This window comes from Bdellovibrio sp. BIS2, assembly GCF_055398295.1.
Genome location: NZ_AP035879.1, coordinates 2,532,147 through 2,547,013 on the forward strand (window position 1 = coordinate 2,532,147; position 14,867 = coordinate 2,547,013).

Below are 14,867 nucleotides of genomic sequence, written 5' to 3' on the forward strand. Positions count from 1 at the left end.
TATTGACGTTTTTCACGGTCAAATTTATCCTGAATGTCACTATGGCAATGCAAAAAACTTCGATCCCGGATTTCCAAATCACTGCGAAAGTGGTCTATGTACCAACAGAGTCGCGCCCGTCTGAAGGCTACCATTTCTTTGCCTATAAAATTGCCATCACCAACACCGGCACCACTCCTGCCCAACTGATGAGCCGTCACTGGATCATTACCGATGCTTTGGGCAAAAAAGAAGAAGTTCGTGGCCCCGGTGTTGTCGGATTACAGCCCAAAATTCAACCGGGTCAGACCTTTGAATACGACAGCGCCTGCCCGCTGACGACGTCCACCGGCAGCATGGTGGGCCGTTATTTCTTCGTCGGCGAAAGTGGCGAAAGCTTCTCGGTGGAAGTGCCAGAGTTCTATTTGATCGCTCCTTTGGCGCTGCATTAATTCCCTGCTGTTCCTAATTCGTTTTTGAACATTACCTGGTCCAGTTTTCAGTTTTTGGCTGGAAATTGCGAAGAAAGCCGTGCTAAACCCTCTGGCAATTCGTTGGGGGCGTTTTATGACGTGGTTTAAGAATCTCAAAGAACTCCTGGGCCTTGAAAAACCTGATATGTGCCTGTGCATGGTCGTGTCTGAACAAGAAGGTGCCGAGATCTGGGTTGAAGGCCAAAGAACCAACTATTTCACCCCAAAACTGGTCGCAATCAAAAAGGACCATCCGGTCAAAATCACCGTGAAAATGATCGGCCATGAGCCTCACACCGCCGTGGTGAAAAGCTCGCACAATCTGACCTATTACTATTGCAACCTGGAGCGCATCCCGCTTAGACTCGTCAGCAATGAAGTCTATAGATCTGCCCATCGTTAAAAAAACATCCCGCCTGATCCTGCGCCCCCTGGAAGCCACTGATTATGAAAACTGGGTGCAGGCCTATTCCAGTATGCGTCCTCCGCAAAACGAGTGGGATGAAACCAACTGGGCAGAATCCGAACTGACCCCCAAGAAATTCAAAGAACTTCTGAAATCAGAAAAAGACCAGCGCGCACGTGATCACTTTTATTCTTTCGGTGTATTTTTGAAAGACGACGGCACGCTGATTGGTCTTGTCACCCTGATGGATATTTCCCGCGCGATTTTCCAGAACGCCTATATCGGCTATCGTATTTTCAACAATTATTGGGGCTATGGCTTTGCCCAAGAGGCCACCCGCGGCTGCATCGACATCGCTTTTAAAAAATTGAAACTTCACCGTGTGGAAGCCGGCATCGCGCCGACGAACAAAAAATCCATCAAGGTCGCCAAGGCTTTGAAAATGCGCAAAGAAGGGCTTAGCAAACGCCGCCTGCTGGTTCATAAAAAGTGGCAGGACATGGAGATCTGGGCCCTGACCAAAGAGGAACTCTAGACGACGCCAGCTTGTGCGGCTCCAAAAATTCTACTGATTCAACCCCAGCTTTTGTTCGACGAGCTTCAGGCGTTTTTGCAGCATTTCATTCTCTCTCTGAAGCTCAGCGACTTTATCCTGCAGTTCCTTGATCTGCACAAGGCTCATCTCACATTTCGTATTGACCACTTTCGCGGCCTCAATTAACGGCGGTACCAGTTTGCTATAGGCGACGGCTTTAAATCCCCGGTCGTCCGTACGGACCGCCTCCGGAAACACCTTCTCAACTTCCTGCGCGATGACGCCTATATCGTGGCGCTGCTCAAAGTTCCAATCAGGATATTCCTCACTGCGCCAGTCAAAATACACGCCGTTCAAACGCAGAATTTTTTCCAGCGCCCCCTCTATCACAGTGATGTTTTTCTTTAGTCTTTGATCCGAAGTATTCACATACGCCGCCGTTCCGGCAACAGTCCCATTGACATGCATCTTATAGGAAGGGCTTGTCTGGCCCACTCCAACATTTCCGGAACTTGCGACAACCATTTGTTCTGCCCCGCCCACGATCACCCGGAATCGGTTGCTATAGTTATCCAGCACCACATCTGATGTGGCCCCTGCATTTCCTGCAGCTTGAAGATAAATCTCTCCGCCCTCTGTGGTCGCCGCCTGGGGATAAACTTCCAGACGATTCTGAATGCCACCGACCAGCATCATGTTTTTCAAAGGATCGGAGCCACCAATTGTCAGACCCTTGGTATTTTTAAACATCACCCCATCCGGCCCGACAGAGACATGCGAAGCTGAAGTGTGTGTGGCCTGCCAATCACTTCCGTTCCAATAAGACCCTGACGAAATAATCAGGTTGGCCCCGTAGGCTGAATATCCAAGGGATGCAAAAGAGTTGGCATCATAGCCATCCCCGATTCGCATCTGTCCCCCAGCTCCAAATGCTCTTTTGATTTCCAAATCTGCAGCGGGAGTCGTCGTGCCAATCCCCACATTCCCATTCAATACAGTCCGCCCCGTTCCACTGGGAGTTAACGTGATATTCTGATTCGTTCCACCGGCAGCAAAGGTCAGTGCACCAGAGCCAGTAATAGATCCCGTGGTTGAACCAGTTCCTCCCCGAGCAATCGGCAATGTGCCTGTCGTCAATTTGGAAGTGTCCAAAACCGGAATATCCGCAGCAGCAAGCGCGGCCCCGGCGGTCACCCGTCCTTTGGCATCAACGGTGACTTTCGGATAGGTCCCCGCAGTGACTCCCGAAGCCGCCAGTGTCAAAGCCGTGGCTCCCGCCACTGAAGTTGCATCTCCTGTGAATGCGGGCATTCTTGCGGCAGCAAAGGTGCCAGTCGAAATCTTTGACGTGTCCAGTGCAGGAATATCCGCAGCCGCAAGGGCGGCGCCAGCCGTCACCCGTCCCTTGGCATCAACGGTGACTTTCGGATAGGTCCCGGCCGCAACCCCCGTCGCAGTCAGAGTCGGATTCGGGTAACTGCCAGTCAGATCTCCGCCCGCGGCTCCGCCCGGACTCACTCCGGAAATCGTGACGTTGGAAGCCGCCGTCAGGCGGCCTTGAGCATCCACCGTATATGTCGGCACCTGCGTCGCGGAACCATATGAGCCCGCCGTCACTGCGGTGTTCGCCAATGAAATGGTTCCCGTCGTGGAAATCGGTCCGCCAGTTAAACCCGTGCCTGTGGCCACACTGGTGACCGTGCCGCCAGAACCAGCTGCAGAGGCAATAAGATCCCACACGCTTCCCGTGTCGCGATAGATTCGTTTGGTATCACTAGCCACGTACAAACGACCGGCAGTTCCAACCGCGGGTTTACTTGCATCCAAACCTGTTTGCACACTGGGAGTTCCGGCGACATTAGTGACGGCATTGGTGATACCATAGCCCGCCAATGTGGTGGGAAGATCCGAAGTGATCTTCGTCCAACTCAGTGCCGGAATGTCAGCACTGACCAGTGAACTTTGCCCCGCAGTCACGCGCCCTTGAGCATCCGTCGTCACTTTAAAATAAGTTCCGCTGGTACCGACACTGGCCAAAGACAATGTTGGCGTTGTGCTGCCGTTACTGACCACAATTTGCCCCGCGGTTCCCGACACTGTGGTCACACCCACGTTGATTGTCTGACATTGAAAATTAGAGGATACAGAATTCCAATAAGCCGCCTGATTCGCACCACAACTGGCAGAACTGACGGCCGCATTAAATGCGGACTGAGTCAGATATGTGCTCAGTGCCGCAGACAGCCCATTAACATCACTGGTATTGATTCCAGCCGGAGCCCACTGCGCACCATTGTACTTGAAGTAGCTTCCAGAAGCCGGTGCCGAGTTCGACACCGCAACTCCCTGCAAGGCCACCACGGAAGGCGCCGGATAGGTGCCTGAAAGATCTCCTCCTGCCGCCCCTTTCGGAGTGCGCGCATCCGTGAGCCTTGCATCGTCACCGGCCGCAACAGTCCCACTGACCGTCCCCACCTTCAACGTCAAAAGTGGTGTTGAAGTTCCATTGGCCACCGTCAAATAAGAATTGGCGGAGGACACCTGGGTCACAGTACCGCCACTAGCACCACTGACACCTTCACATACAAGATCACTTCCGTTCCAGGAAAGGAAAGATCCCGAACCACACACAGGCAAAACGTTTTTCAATAAAAAATCAGAAGCGGAATAGGCCCCCAGCTTCGCTGCGGAAGACGCATAGGCGGCATAAGGAACTGTGCGAATCACAGAATCGGGCGTGATTGTCTTCCATCCGGTTCCATCGTGAAATTTCACCCGCAAACGACGCCCGTCATTGAAGGCTGGCGAATAAAGGCTGCCGCCATCACAAACAAAAGGAGTCGCATTGTTAAAGGTATCAAGCAAATTAAATCCCGCATCCGCTGGATACTGCCGGGCCCCTGAACCAATCGCGACATCGAAAACTCCTCCGGAGTTCACCATGTTGATGCCATTAACCTGCTCACGGTAAATCACACAAAGCCCGTCAGGATTTGTGATTTCAAAACTAAAACTGACATTTTCATATTCAAGAGGATAACCGTTGTTCTTAAGCACCCGCCCCTGATAAGTCAGAAACTGCGGAGCCGCAGACAACGTCAACGGTCCAAAAAAGAGACACAATATCATGAACGTTCCGAAGTGTCGCACCATAGTGCTAATTCCTTCGGCAGCCTGATCACATGCCAAAAGGGTCAAAACATGAAATCGATGTCACATTCAAATTCATTGGCAACCATTCATGTGTAAATCGCAGCTAATAAAAAAGCGAACCATATTCAAATTGAGTCCGTCTGCTTAGGTACCTTTCCAAAAACTACTTCGCCTTCATCAAATGATCGGCCACGGCCCGAAAAGCCGGCAACGTCACCGCATCGTTGGCGGAATTCGCCGCTATCGGATGAGAACCAAACCGGGCAATCACCATCTGAGCTTTGGGATCCACATACAAGGCCTGCCCGTGGACTCCCCTGGCCATAAAAGCCCCGTGCGAATTGTGTGTCACCCACCACATACTTCGATAAGACCAGCCTTGCAGATGATCATATCCGGCTTTTTTGAATTTTTCCGGATCGCCACCCTTCTGCACACTTGCAACGACTTTTTCCGGGATCACCTGTTTTCCTCCCAGACGCCCGCGATTTCGCATAAGCTCGCCAAATCTTGCCAAATCCCTCAAGCCCAGATTTAAACCTCCGCCTGCAAACGGAGTTCCGATCGAGTCCACCGTCATATAGGCATCCTGCTCAGCCCCAAGCGGTCTCCAGATTTTTTCTGAAATCAGTTCAGCCACATTTTTCCCACTGGCTCTGGCCAGCACCCACCCCAGCGCATCCGTATTGGCGGTCTTATAGTGAAAGTCAGCTCCCGTGACACCTTCGGGACGAATGGTCTGCAGGAATTCAAAATAACTTCGAGGCCCCTTGTAATCCGGCGCCCTGGGTAAGGGGTTGCCGGCCTTGGCGTGCTGCCAGACTTCAGCCTTCGGATCGGCATAGTCTTCACTGAAGCGAATCGCCGTCGTCATATCCATCAGATCACGAACCTTGGCATCCTTAAAGCCGGATTGCTGAAGCTCTGGCACGTAGGCTACCACAGGCTTTTCACTGTCCAACGTCCCCTCAGCAACCAGAATCTCTGCAACCGTGCCGACAAAAGATTTCGTCATCGACATCGCCGCGTGCTGTCCCTCCCGGGTAAGGCTGCCCAGATATTTTTCGTAGACAATCTTTCCTTTGTGCAGAATCAAAATCCCATCGGTGTAGTTGTCCAGCAGACTTTGTTCCCAGGACATTTCCGCGGCCTGGCCAGCGGGCTTAAAAGTCAGCCTGTCAATGTCGCGACGAAGACTCGCTGGCATACCACGCGCAGGTCCCGTCCCTCGAGAAACACCGATCGTCGGCATTAACTGGCGAAAGTGGGACACACTCCAACGCATCTGAGGAAAGTTAAAAAAAGAACCATCGTCAAACCTGACAATGCGATCCGTAGGAGGCGGAGATCCCACCATCCACTTCATTTTGATCGGATCACTTTCCACAGCATCAGGGAACTTCGCTGCAGGCTCTTTGGAAAAAACCGACACCGAAAAAATCAAACTCAAGAACACAATCCAATTAAGCGCCACAAGCCCCCTCCCCCACCACATTCAGTAAACCTGCGATAAAAAAGAAGATAAAGCTTTGCCACGTGATCAGTTAAATAACAGGATCGCTGCAGACACACCTTTTCGGGGCGTCGACAAAGTACAAGGTCTGACGCCCTTCTTTTAAATAGAAAGCCCCTACCTGTCCCATCGGCAAGTCCCGCAGCAGTTCATCCCAACGGGATGGCGTCCGCGAGGACTGTTCGCAGCCGAGGGGGCAGGTAGGGGCTTTCTATTTAAAAGAAGGAGCTAAGGGCTTCGCAAGAATGTCTTCCAGCCGCCTTCTGAGGTGCGCTGGTAGATGTAACGTTCGTGCAGACGGCCATTCAGGCCGAACCAGAATTCGATTTCGGTTGGGATAACTCTCCATCCGCCCCAGTGGGGGGGACGCGGGACAACTTGGCCGTCGAACTGCTTTTCGTATTCCTGCACCCGGCGGGACAACCACTCAATGTCCGGGATTTCTTCACTTTGATGACTTGCCCAGGCGCCGATTTGGCTCAGGCGGGCGCGTGTCGCGAAGTAAGTGTCACTTTCTGCCGCCGAGATTTTTTCAGCTTTGCCAGTAATGCGGATTTGTTGCCAGATCGCGGGCCAGTGGAAATTCAGACAGACAATGGGATTTGTCTCGATGTCTTTGCCTTTATGAGAATTGTAGTTCCCATAAAAAACAAAGCCCCCCTTGCTCACCTCTTTAAGATAGACGATGCGCACGGAGGGCACACCCTTTTCATCCACGGTCGCCACCGACATGGCGTTGGCTTCCGGGATCTTTGCGACCGCCTCTTTCATCAGGCGGTCAAAATGCTCAAAAGGGTCTTTGTTAATGTCGAACATTAATTACTTTTTCTTTTTAGTGTCTTGTTTAACGATGTCGATCAACTCAACGTCGAAAACAAGTACAGAGTTTGGCGGAATGCCAGGACGACCGGATGGACCGTAAGCCAGCTCAGGTGGAATGAAAAGCTTGGCTTTGCCGCCAACTTTCATCAACTGAAGAGCTTCTGTCCAACCTGGGATCACGCCACCAACTGGGAATTCAGCAGGTTGACCACGATCGTAGGAAGAGTCGAACTGTTCACCGTTAGTCAAAGTCCCTTTGTAGTGAACTTTTACTACGTCTTCTTTTTTAGGAGAAGCGCCAGTGCCTTCCTTTTCAACGATGTACTGCAAACCGGAAGCAGTTGTTTTCACGCCCGCTGCAGATTTGTTTTTCTCCAGGAAGTCTTTACCAGCTTTAGCATTGCCTTCAGCTTGTTCCTGTTGTTTTTTCATCGCCATTTCTTGAAGTTTCATCATAGCAGCTTGCATGTCTTCTTTAGACATTTCGTTTTTACCTGCTGCTGCGTCTTTCAAAGCCATCGCCAATGCATCTGCATCGAAGTCGATGTTTTGTTGTTTCAAGTTACCACCGATTTGTTGACCGATAGCATAGCTCGCTTTTTTCATATCAGTGTCGAGCTTAACTTTCTTTTGGCAAGCTGTTGTGAAGGCCATCGCCGCAACAACCAGACCACCAAGGACCAATTTATTCATGCTGTCTCCTCTTAAGGGGTTTTGTTTTAAATACTAAAGGCTTTATCTTGCGCTCGTTTCTATTATTTTCAAATAGATAACGCGCAGGGAAATGAGGCTAAGTTCAGACCTGACTTAGCAGAAACTTTTCCGCCTCAGCGCGGGTTCCCTTGAACAGGACCGTCACATGGCGCCGATCCAAAGATCCCAGATACATTGGATCGTAGTAATATTGCAGCAACTTTTCTATCCACACTTTATTGCCGGATAGCTCCGCATGATTCAGATATTCCAGCTCGGCCTTTTCAAGATCGGCCATCACTTCCTGGGTTCGTAGACCTCCCAGCTTCCGGTGAATGGCCGTCAAAGACTGGCGATAGCGGACAAAAAGATCCAGGGCTTGGCGACGAAGGATGTCGCTTTCTTCCGCACAACGGGGCGCCGCCTCCAGGCTTTTGCCGATCGAGGAATTCAAAATGTAATCGTCAAAAACATTATCCACCCGGACATTCAGCGGCTCATCAATCCAGATCACCGGCGAAGACCGCAGACGAATAAAGAACGTGGCTGGCTGCGAGATGCGCCCGATCAAACGGCTTTCATCCTCCACCACAGGTTTGATTTTTCCTTGTATTTTGTCCTCAAGAAGCAGGATTTCCCGGGCCAGACTGTTTTCATAGTCAACCTGGGTGGGCTGTGGAACCTCCCAGTTGCCAAAGGCCGAACCCCGATGACGAGCCAGAGCCTCAAGATCAATGACCGGATAGTCTTTCAGACTGCGCAGAAAATGCGTTTTCCCACTGCCCGTCGGCCCCGACACCGCAATCAGCGGCTGCCGGACAGAAAATTCTTCGATCTGCTTGATCAGATAGTTGCGGGCAGCTTTGTACCCACCGACCAGCAGGGGGCGCTCAATTCCGGCCACTTTCAGCCAGGACTGAGATATGCGCGAACGCTGACCGCCACGAAAACAGTAAAAGACGGCTTCGGGGTTTGCCTGGACAAAACTTTTCCAGGCGTTCACCCGCTGCTCTTTGACGGGACCGGAAACCAGTTCATGCCCCAGTTTCACTGCGGCCTCGTTGCCCTGGTTTTTATAAACCGTCCCAACTCGCGCGCGCTCCTCATCATTCATTATGGGCAGATTCACGGCCCCAGGAATAGAGCCTTGTTGAAACTCCACCGGAGCACGAACATCCATCAACGGAATGTTCTGCTGGAACAGTCGTTTTAACTCATCGGGTTTGATATTTTTAAGGCTCAAAGATCACCGCTTTATCCTGGCGAGGCAAAACCTCTCCAATGATTTCAGCAGATTTGAATTTTGCGCGCAAGGCTTGAACCATGTCGGCACTGACCTCGCGGGACACCGACAACAGCAGCCCACCACTGGTCTGCGGATCATGCAGCAAGTGCTGCTGCAACGACTCAAGACCGGTCACAGAAATGGATTCTTTCGTGTATTCGGCATTCGAACGGTGCGCCTTGGTCAGGAAACCTTTTTCCAGGAACGACAATGCCTTGGCAAAACGCGGGATTTGACTGAATGAAATCCGCAGACTGACCTGACTTGCGTTGGCCAGTTGCATTCCGTGACCTGACAAACCAAAGCCGGTGATATCAGTCGCCGCATGCACTTCGGACTTCAAAACCGGAGTCATGTAATCCACGGCATTGTTCACGGTGGCCATGCTCTGCAAAGCCTCCATGATGTCCGCCTCCTGCACTTCCTGACGCTTCAATCCTGCCGTCAACGTGCCCGTACCCAAAGGTTTGGTCAGAATCAGATGATCCCCGACTTTCGCACCCGCATTGGTCCAGACCTGTTGCGGGTTCACAAATCCTGTCACGGAAAGGCCGAACTTCAAAGTGTCATCATCAATGGAATGTCCGCCCACGAAGTTGGCGTCAGCTTCCGCGATCTTGTCACTGGCCCCTTGCATGACATCGACGATCACTTCCTTAGGCAAAGTCGCCAGAGGAAACGCCAAAATACCCATCGCGGTTTTGGGTTTTCCACCCATGGCATAAACGTCGCTCAGCGCATTGGCTGCGGCGATTTCTCCGAACAGTTTGGGGGTGTCGACAATGGGAGTGAAAAAATCAAGGGTTTGCACCAGGGCGATTTCATCGTTAATACGATAAATCGCCGCATCGTCAAACAGGCCGCCATCCACCATCAAGGCCGGATGAGCCGCCGGAAATTTCACCTGCTTCAGGATCTCACGCAATTCGGAAGCCGCCACTTTCGCAGCACAGCCCCCTTTTTGCACCGTCTGGGTCAGGGAAATTTTTGGGGAAGTCATGAGTTGTGAGTTTCTTTTTTCTCTTCAGTCTGATGCTGCTCATTCACCGGTCTTTGCGGATTCTGAGTGATCTGCTGTTTCGCTTCCTTTTCGTCGGAAGAAGGATCTTCATTCAAGCCCTTCTTGAAACCACGGATGGATTCACCCAAAGAACGTCCCAAATTGGGAAGCTTGCTTGGTCCAAAAAGAAGCAAAGCGATACCACCGATAAGCAGGATTTCTGTCCAACCCAAATTCATAAGGTCTCCTCGTTAGAACACCGAAACCCTAGCATAAGGCCTATTGCGCGGCAACAAAAGGAGGTGCATTATATTGAGAAAGGGGAAATACGATGCTGAGTTTCATCATGATGCTGGCTCTGGCCGGTAATGCACAGGCCCAGAACCCACCTAAAGCCAAGAAAATGAACACTTCCATCTATGAGCAGGAAGCGGAAGAGGAGAAAACAGAGAGTTTTTCCGCCAAAGTCCGCGTTGTTCGCGAGATTTCCGATGAAGTGGAGGTCTTCTTTGAGGGCGAAAAAGCCAAGGGTGCCTACACCCTGCCCCGCTCCCTGCCGCAATATGGCGCACTGCTGAAGATCCTTGAGAAGTCCCGCAAGCCGGGGGGCCCTCCGGTGCAGGTCTCGGCCGATGGTGAAAAACGCATCAAATCCGTGGAGGCTTCCGCCGCCCCGAAATCCACAGTGATTGTGCCTGACGACCCAAACAAGAAATGGGATTTCGGTAAAATTCCAGATTGATCCTAAGCCCGGGAAGTGAGATTTTCACTTCCTCAATGAAAAACACTCGGGCACTTTGGTTCAATCAATCCTGGCTATATCTCAAGCGCATTCTGATCGTGAATGTCGCTTTCCTGATTATCGGTTCCATCTGGCGCTGGGCATTTATGGCCACTTTTGGCGATGCCCGCGAACTTTCGCAACTGACCCCGCATGTGATTCAGGCCTTCATTCTGGGCTTCCGCTTTGACAGCACGGTGCTGTTTTACGTGAATGCCGTTCCCCTGCTGATTCTGCTGTTCTTAAGCCTCTTCACATTTTGGAAGGACTTTGAAGCGGGCTTGACCCGCATCTATTCCCGCTTCACCGCTTTCCTGGTGCCGTACTACACCGTGATGTTGTTCATCGTGATGTTTATCACGGCGGTGGACTTTGGTTTTTACAGCTTCTATCAGGACCGCATCAACGTTTTGATCTTTGGATATTTCGAGGACGACACCGTCGCCATCACCAAAACCATCTGGCGCAACTATCCGGCAGTGTGGATCTTCCTGGGCCTGGGACTTTTCACTTATCTTTTGTGGAAAGGTCTAAAAATCAATTTCACTCAAGGGCGTGAATGGCTTCCTTGGCGAGTGCAAAAAATCTCTTACCCGGTGTTTGTGCTTTTCTTCTTTGCACTGTTTGTTTTGAACGGCATCGGAGCCCGGGGTTCTTTGGCCCTGTTTCCATTAAGTGAAATGGACACCGGGATTTCCAAGAGCATTTTTGTGAATCACCTCAGCTTCAATGGCGTGCGCGCCTTTGGCCGCGCGGTGGAACTGAAAGCCCAGCAGATTTCCCAGTGGGACAGCAATCTGCGCCATTATGGATACGGCGGCAATTACCGTCAGGCCTTTGCCGATTTCTATCAGATCCCTGTGGATCAGGTTCCGGCCGACCCCCTGGATCTGATGAAGCGTCAGACACCCAAAAACGCATGGGCTGAAAAGAACCGTCCGCATGTATTGTTACTGGTGATGGAGTCCATGGGGGCTTACTGGTTTAATTATAACAACCCGGAATTCAATCTGCTGGGTGATTTCCAAAAGCACCTGAACGAAGACACCTACCTGACGAATTTCCTTTCCAGCACCAATGCCACGATTGGCAGCCTGAGCTGTCTGATGATTGGCTCCCCACAAAGACCCATCGGCGAATTTTTGACGGAAAGTGATTACCTGCAGGTGCCGTTCCGTTCCAGCACTGCAAGAGTGTTTAAGAGTGCCGGCTACAAAGCGCGCTTCCTTTACGGTGGCAATCCGGGCTGGCGTGAAGTGAACAAGTTTGCGATAAAGCAGGGCTTTGACACCGTCGAAGGTGAAAGCGAAATGGCCGAAGCTCTTGGCGGACTTAAAGAGCGCCATGACTGGGGCGTTTATGATGAAGAGCTGTTCGACTACGTTTATAAGACTTTGAACGAAAGCACGGAACCACAGTTCCTGCTGACCATGACCACAACCAATCACCCGCCTTATCAGCTTCCGAACTCTTACAAGTTGCCGGATCTTAAAACGCCGGATGAGTTGAAGTCCCGTCTGATTGGCGATGCGACCTTGGCGGAAAAACGCTTTAAGACTTATCGTTATTCCTCTGACCAGTTGGCGAAGTTCATGACGAAGCTTAAGAACTCGCCTTTAAAAGACAAGGTCATTGTCGCCATCACGGGCGATCATACGTTCTGGATTGTGAACTTCACTGAACAGGAGCTTTTGCAAAAAGGCTCGGTGCCGTTCTATCTTTATTTGCCACAGCCCATTCGCAAGAAACTGGATCCGGAAATTTTTGGCTCGCAGGCTGACATTGCCCCGACGCTTTACAATCTGGCCCTGTCGGAAGTTCCGTATTCAGCTTTGGGTCGCGACCTGTTTGATAAAAACGGTGACTTTGCGGTGAATGCATTCAACCTGATTGCCGATCGCACCGGCGGGGTTTTGACAGCCGGCAAACCAGAAAACGACATTCCTTTGGACTGGGAAGGCCACTATGAGCGCCTGGTCCGTGGGGAAAACACCGATCACAAAAAACAACTCGCCGTGAAATACAAATCCTTGATGAGTGTCCTGGATTATTATTTCATGAAAGAAAAGCAAGATCAGAAAGGGCCCGTGGATCATGCGGATTCTAGTCGTTGAAGATCAGATAAAAATGGCGAACTTTTTGAAAAAGGGCCTCAATGAGGTCGGCTATGCCGTGGACCTGGCTGAAAGCGGATCTGCTGCGGAATCTTACATGGCTCAAGGCGATTATGATCTGGTGATTCTGGACGTGATGCTGCCGGATCAAAGTGGTATCGACACCGCCCGCCACATCCGCCGTGACGGCTATGAAGGCCCCATCCTGATGCTGACGGCACTGTCCACCACGAAGGACAAGGTTCACGGACTGGATGCCGGTGCGGATGACTATCTGACCAAACCTTATTCTTTTGACGAACTTCACGCCCGCGTGCGCGCCCTGCTTCGCCGTAAAGCCCCTATCAACGGCACCACCACCAATGTTCTGAAGTATGCGGATCTGGAACTGGATCTGATCCAGCGCAAAGCCCGCAGAAATTCCCAGGAGATCTCTTTGACCTCCAAAGAGTTTGCCCTGCTGGAATACTTTATGCGAAATCCAGAGCGTCCTTTGGGGCGGGTCTCTATCGCTGAACATGTCTGGGACATTCACTTTGATTCTGAAAGCAACGTGATTGATGTCTATATCAATCTGTTGCGCAAAAAAATCGATGTCCCGTTCCCGAAACGTCTGATTCATACGGTGGTGGGCACAGGATATGTTCTTAAAGAAAATCTATAATTTCTTTCAAAGCTTCAGCATCCGTCTGCGCCTGTCACTGATCTTCGTGCTGATCTTCGGCGCGACCACGGTCTTTTTTAACATGTTCCTGTTCCAGATGATGATCGACACTCTTCAACAGGATTTCGATGATGCGCTTTTCAACTATTGCGTCGACGTTTCTGACGGGATCGAAATCGGCATCAAGGGCGATTTAAGCTTCCCGCCTTTAAGACTGGATCATGGTAAAATCCTTCCCTTCCCTCTGGGAACCGCGTTGATTCAGGTGCGCCACAGCTCCGGGGCCGTACTGGCGCGAGTCGGGAATTTCGGTGAATTCAATCCGCCCTACAAGAAGGATTTTGAACGCATCTGGAAAGGTGAAGAAGCCACCTATCGAACCATTGAACACATCCGCAACATCCCTTCGGCCGAGGCCGATTCCTACCGGCTGATTTCCTTCCCGCTGGATAACGCCGCCAAACCCCAGTTGATGCTGCAAATTGCGGTGCCGATGACCCTGATGGAAACCCAGATTCAAAAACGTCTGACGCTGCTGCAACTGGGTATTCCGTTTGTGCTGTTCGTGGCCACCCTGGGCGGGATGTTCCTGTCGGCCCGCGCGCTGAATCCGGTGAACAACATTATTAACATTGCCAAGGAAATCAAAGTCACCGAGCTTTCCAAAAGAGTCCCCGTCCCCAATGCCAATGACGAGATCAAACAACTGTCCTTGACGCTCAATGAAATGCTGGACCGTATCCAGCAGGCCTTTCAGTCACAGGAGCGCTTCGTCGCGGATGCTTCACACCAGTTGCTGACCCCGCTGACGATCATGCGTGGTGAAATGGAACTGCTGCAAAAAACGGAAAAGCGTGATGTGGATCAATTCATTAAAAGTGCATTGCAGGAAGTGGACAATCTTTCCAGCATCGTGCAGGAGATGCTGCTGTTAGCCCGTGTGGACGCGGGTATTGGCGCCCTGAATCTGGAAGACCTGGATTTTGATGAACTGGTTTTCGAAGCGCTGACTCGTTGTGAGAAACTGGCCAAGTCCAAAGACATCAAACTGAAAGTCACAATTAACAATGAAACCGGAGAAGAGCACAAACACATTCGTGGCGACAATGATCTGCTGACGAATCTCATTGTGAACATCGTGGAAAATGCCATCAAGTATTCACCGAATCAGGAAGTGGTCTCTGTCACGGTTAATCACGGACGTGAAACAACGGAACTGCTGGTGGAAGACAATGGCCCCGGCATCCCGGAAGAACAACTGCCGTTCATCTTTGAGCGCTTCTCGCGCGGCTCCAATATGGAGACACGTGTTAAAGGCTTTGGTCTAGGTTTAGCCATCGCGCAAAAAATCGCCATCCTTCATAATGCCAAGCTAAGTGCTCAGAATCATTCAGGGACGGGTGCGAAGTTCGGCTTTGAAATTAAAAACATTTAATCTGCTTTTAATCA

General features: G+C 51.1%; 14 protein-coding genes. 7 read left to right on the plus strand and 7 right to left on the minus strand.

Annotated features, from left to right (window positions below; all coding sequences use genetic code 11):
* Positions 1-41 precede the first annotated feature (41 nt).
* From apaG to ACZ520_RS12125, 3 genes are all read left to right on the plus strand, one after another.
* Complete coding sequence (gene apaG / locus ACZ520_RS12115; RefSeq protein ID WP_088566801.1) at positions 42-431, plus strand: Co2+/Mg2+ efflux protein ApaG; 390 nt, start codon at positions 42-44, stop codon at positions 429-431.
* Positions 432-546: 115 nt separating this feature from the next.
* Complete coding sequence (locus ACZ520_RS12120) at positions 547-855, plus strand: hypothetical protein (protein ID WP_038449787.1); 309 nt, start codon at positions 547-549, stop codon at positions 853-855.
* Positions 827-1,393 carry a GNAT family N-acetyltransferase gene (locus ACZ520_RS12125; protein ID WP_374030639.1) on the plus strand — a complete coding sequence of 189 codons (567 nt, stop codon included), beginning with the start codon at positions 827-829 and terminating at the stop codon, positions 1,391-1,393. Before ACZ520_RS12120 ends, ACZ520_RS12125 begins: the two co-directional genes overlap by 29 nt.
* 30 nt (positions 1,394-1,423) lie before the next feature.
* Here ACZ520_RS12125 and ACZ520_RS12130 read toward each other — a convergent pair whose 3' ends face one another.
* The 7 genes from ACZ520_RS12130 to ACZ520_RS12160 all read right to left on the minus strand — a co-directional run bounded on the left by ACZ520_RS12130 (position 1,424) and on the right by ACZ520_RS12160 (position 10,098).
* Complete coding sequence (locus ACZ520_RS12130) at positions 1,424-4,522, minus strand: tail fiber domain-containing protein (protein ID WP_464125743.1); 3,099 nt, start codon at positions 4,520-4,522, stop codon at positions 1,424-1,426.
* 187 nt (positions 4,523-4,709) lie between these two features.
* Positions 4,710-6,041, minus strand: coding sequence for a serine hydrolase domain-containing protein (locus ACZ520_RS12135; protein ID WP_464125745.1), 1,332 nt, complete (start codon positions 6,039-6,041; stop codon positions 4,710-4,712).
* A gap of 246 nt (positions 6,042-6,287) precedes the next feature.
* Entirely contained in the window at positions 6,288-6,875 is a 588-nt protein-coding gene (gene pdxH / locus ACZ520_RS12140; RefSeq protein ID WP_464125747.1) for a pyridoxamine 5'-phosphate oxidase, read from the minus strand.
* A gap of 3 nt (positions 6,876-6,878) precedes the next feature.
* Positions 6,879-7,574, minus strand: a complete 696-nt coding sequence (locus ACZ520_RS12145) for an FKBP-type peptidyl-prolyl cis-trans isomerase (RefSeq protein WP_088564789.1) — start codon at positions 7,572-7,574, stop codon at positions 6,879-6,881.
* A 103-nt stretch (positions 7,575-7,677) separates the two neighbouring features.
* Positions 7,678-8,817: a tRNA 2-selenouridine(34) synthase MnmH gene (mnmH, locus tag ACZ520_RS12150; protein WP_464125749.1), complete on the minus strand. Its 1,140-nt coding sequence runs from the start codon at positions 8,815-8,817 to the stop codon at positions 7,678-7,680.
* Entirely contained in the window at positions 8,807-9,859 is a 1,053-nt protein-coding gene (selD, locus tag ACZ520_RS12155; protein WP_088564787.1) for a selenide, water dikinase SelD, read from the minus strand. The genes mnmH and selD overlap by 11 nt, the downstream gene beginning before the upstream one ends.
* Positions 9,856-10,098, minus strand: a complete 243-nt coding sequence (locus ACZ520_RS12160) for a Sec-independent protein translocase subunit TatA/TatB (RefSeq protein WP_088564786.1) — start codon at positions 10,096-10,098, stop codon at positions 9,856-9,858. Before ACZ520_RS12160 ends, selD begins: the two co-directional genes overlap by 4 nt.
* A 92-nt stretch (positions 10,099-10,190) precedes the next feature.
* Here ACZ520_RS12160 and ACZ520_RS12165 point away from each other — a divergent pair, with 92 nt between their 5' ends.
* From ACZ520_RS12165 to ACZ520_RS12180, 4 genes are read left to right on the plus strand one after another with little or no spacing between them, the layout of a single operon-like run.
* Complete coding sequence (locus tag ACZ520_RS12165; RefSeq protein ID WP_088564785.1) at positions 10,191-10,601, plus strand: hypothetical protein; 411 nt, start codon at positions 10,191-10,193, stop codon at positions 10,599-10,601.
* A gap of 35 nt (positions 10,602-10,636) precedes the next feature.
* The gene (locus ACZ520_RS12170) at positions 10,637-12,754 is read left to right on the plus strand and encodes an LTA synthase family protein (RefSeq protein ID WP_464125752.1); all 2,118 of its coding nucleotides are present in this window, start codon (positions 10,637-10,639) and stop codon (positions 12,752-12,754) included.
* Entirely contained in the window at positions 12,735-13,418 is a 684-nt protein-coding gene (locus ACZ520_RS12175) for a response regulator transcription factor (protein WP_088564784.1), read from the plus strand. The genes ACZ520_RS12170 and ACZ520_RS12175 overlap by 20 nt, the downstream gene beginning before the upstream one ends.
* Positions 13,396-14,853, plus strand: a complete 1,458-nt coding sequence (locus ACZ520_RS12180; protein WP_088564783.1) for a sensor histidine kinase — start codon at positions 13,396-13,398, stop codon at positions 14,851-14,853. The genes ACZ520_RS12175 and ACZ520_RS12180 overlap by 23 nt, the downstream gene beginning before the upstream one ends.
* Positions 14,854-14,867: the final 14 nt, after the last annotated feature.

Coding starts and splice junctions, on each gene's coding strand:
- ACZ520_RS12135 (WP_464125745.1), bottom strand. CDS start 6,041: ATGTGGTGGGGGAGGGGGCTTGTGGCGCTTAATTGGATTGTGTTCTTG.
- apaG (WP_088566801.1), top strand. CDS start 42: ATGGCAATGCAAAAAACTTCGATCCCGGATTTCCAAATCACTGCGAAA.
- ACZ520_RS12170 (WP_464125752.1), top strand. CDS start 10,637: ATGAAAAACACTCGGGCACTTTGGTTCAATCAATCCTGGCTATATCTC.
- ACZ520_RS12180 (WP_088564783.1), top strand. CDS start 13,396: ATGTTCTTAAAGAAAATCTATAATTTCTTTCAAAGCTTCAGCATCCGT.
- pdxH (WP_464125747.1), bottom strand. CDS start 6,875: ATGTTCGACATTAACAAAGACCCTTTTGAGCATTTTGACCGCCTGATG.
- ACZ520_RS12145 (WP_088564789.1), bottom strand. CDS start 7,574: ATGAATAAATTGGTCCTTGGTGGTCTGGTTGTTGCGGCGATGGCCTTC.
- ACZ520_RS12160 (WP_088564786.1), bottom strand. CDS start 10,098: ATGAATTTGGGTTGGACAGAAATCCTGCTTATCGGTGGTATCGCTTTG.
- ACZ520_RS12120 (WP_038449787.1), top strand. CDS start 547: ATGACGTGGTTTAAGAATCTCAAAGAACTCCTGGGCCTTGAAAAACCT.
- ACZ520_RS12125 (WP_374030639.1), top strand. CDS start 827: ATGAAGTCTATAGATCTGCCCATCGTTAAAAAAACATCCCGCCTGATC.
- ACZ520_RS12175 (WP_088564784.1), top strand. CDS start 12,735: ATGCGGATTCTAGTCGTTGAAGATCAGATAAAAATGGCGAACTTTTTG.
- selD (WP_088564787.1), bottom strand. CDS start 9,859: ATGACTTCCCCAAAAATTTCCCTGACCCAGACGGTGCAAAAAGGGGGC.
- ACZ520_RS12165 (WP_088564785.1), top strand. CDS start 10,191: ATGCTGAGTTTCATCATGATGCTGGCTCTGGCCGGTAATGCACAGGCC.
- ACZ520_RS12130 (WP_464125743.1), bottom strand. CDS start 4,522: ATGATATTGTGTCTCTTTTTTGGACCGTTGACGTTGTCTGCGGCTCCG.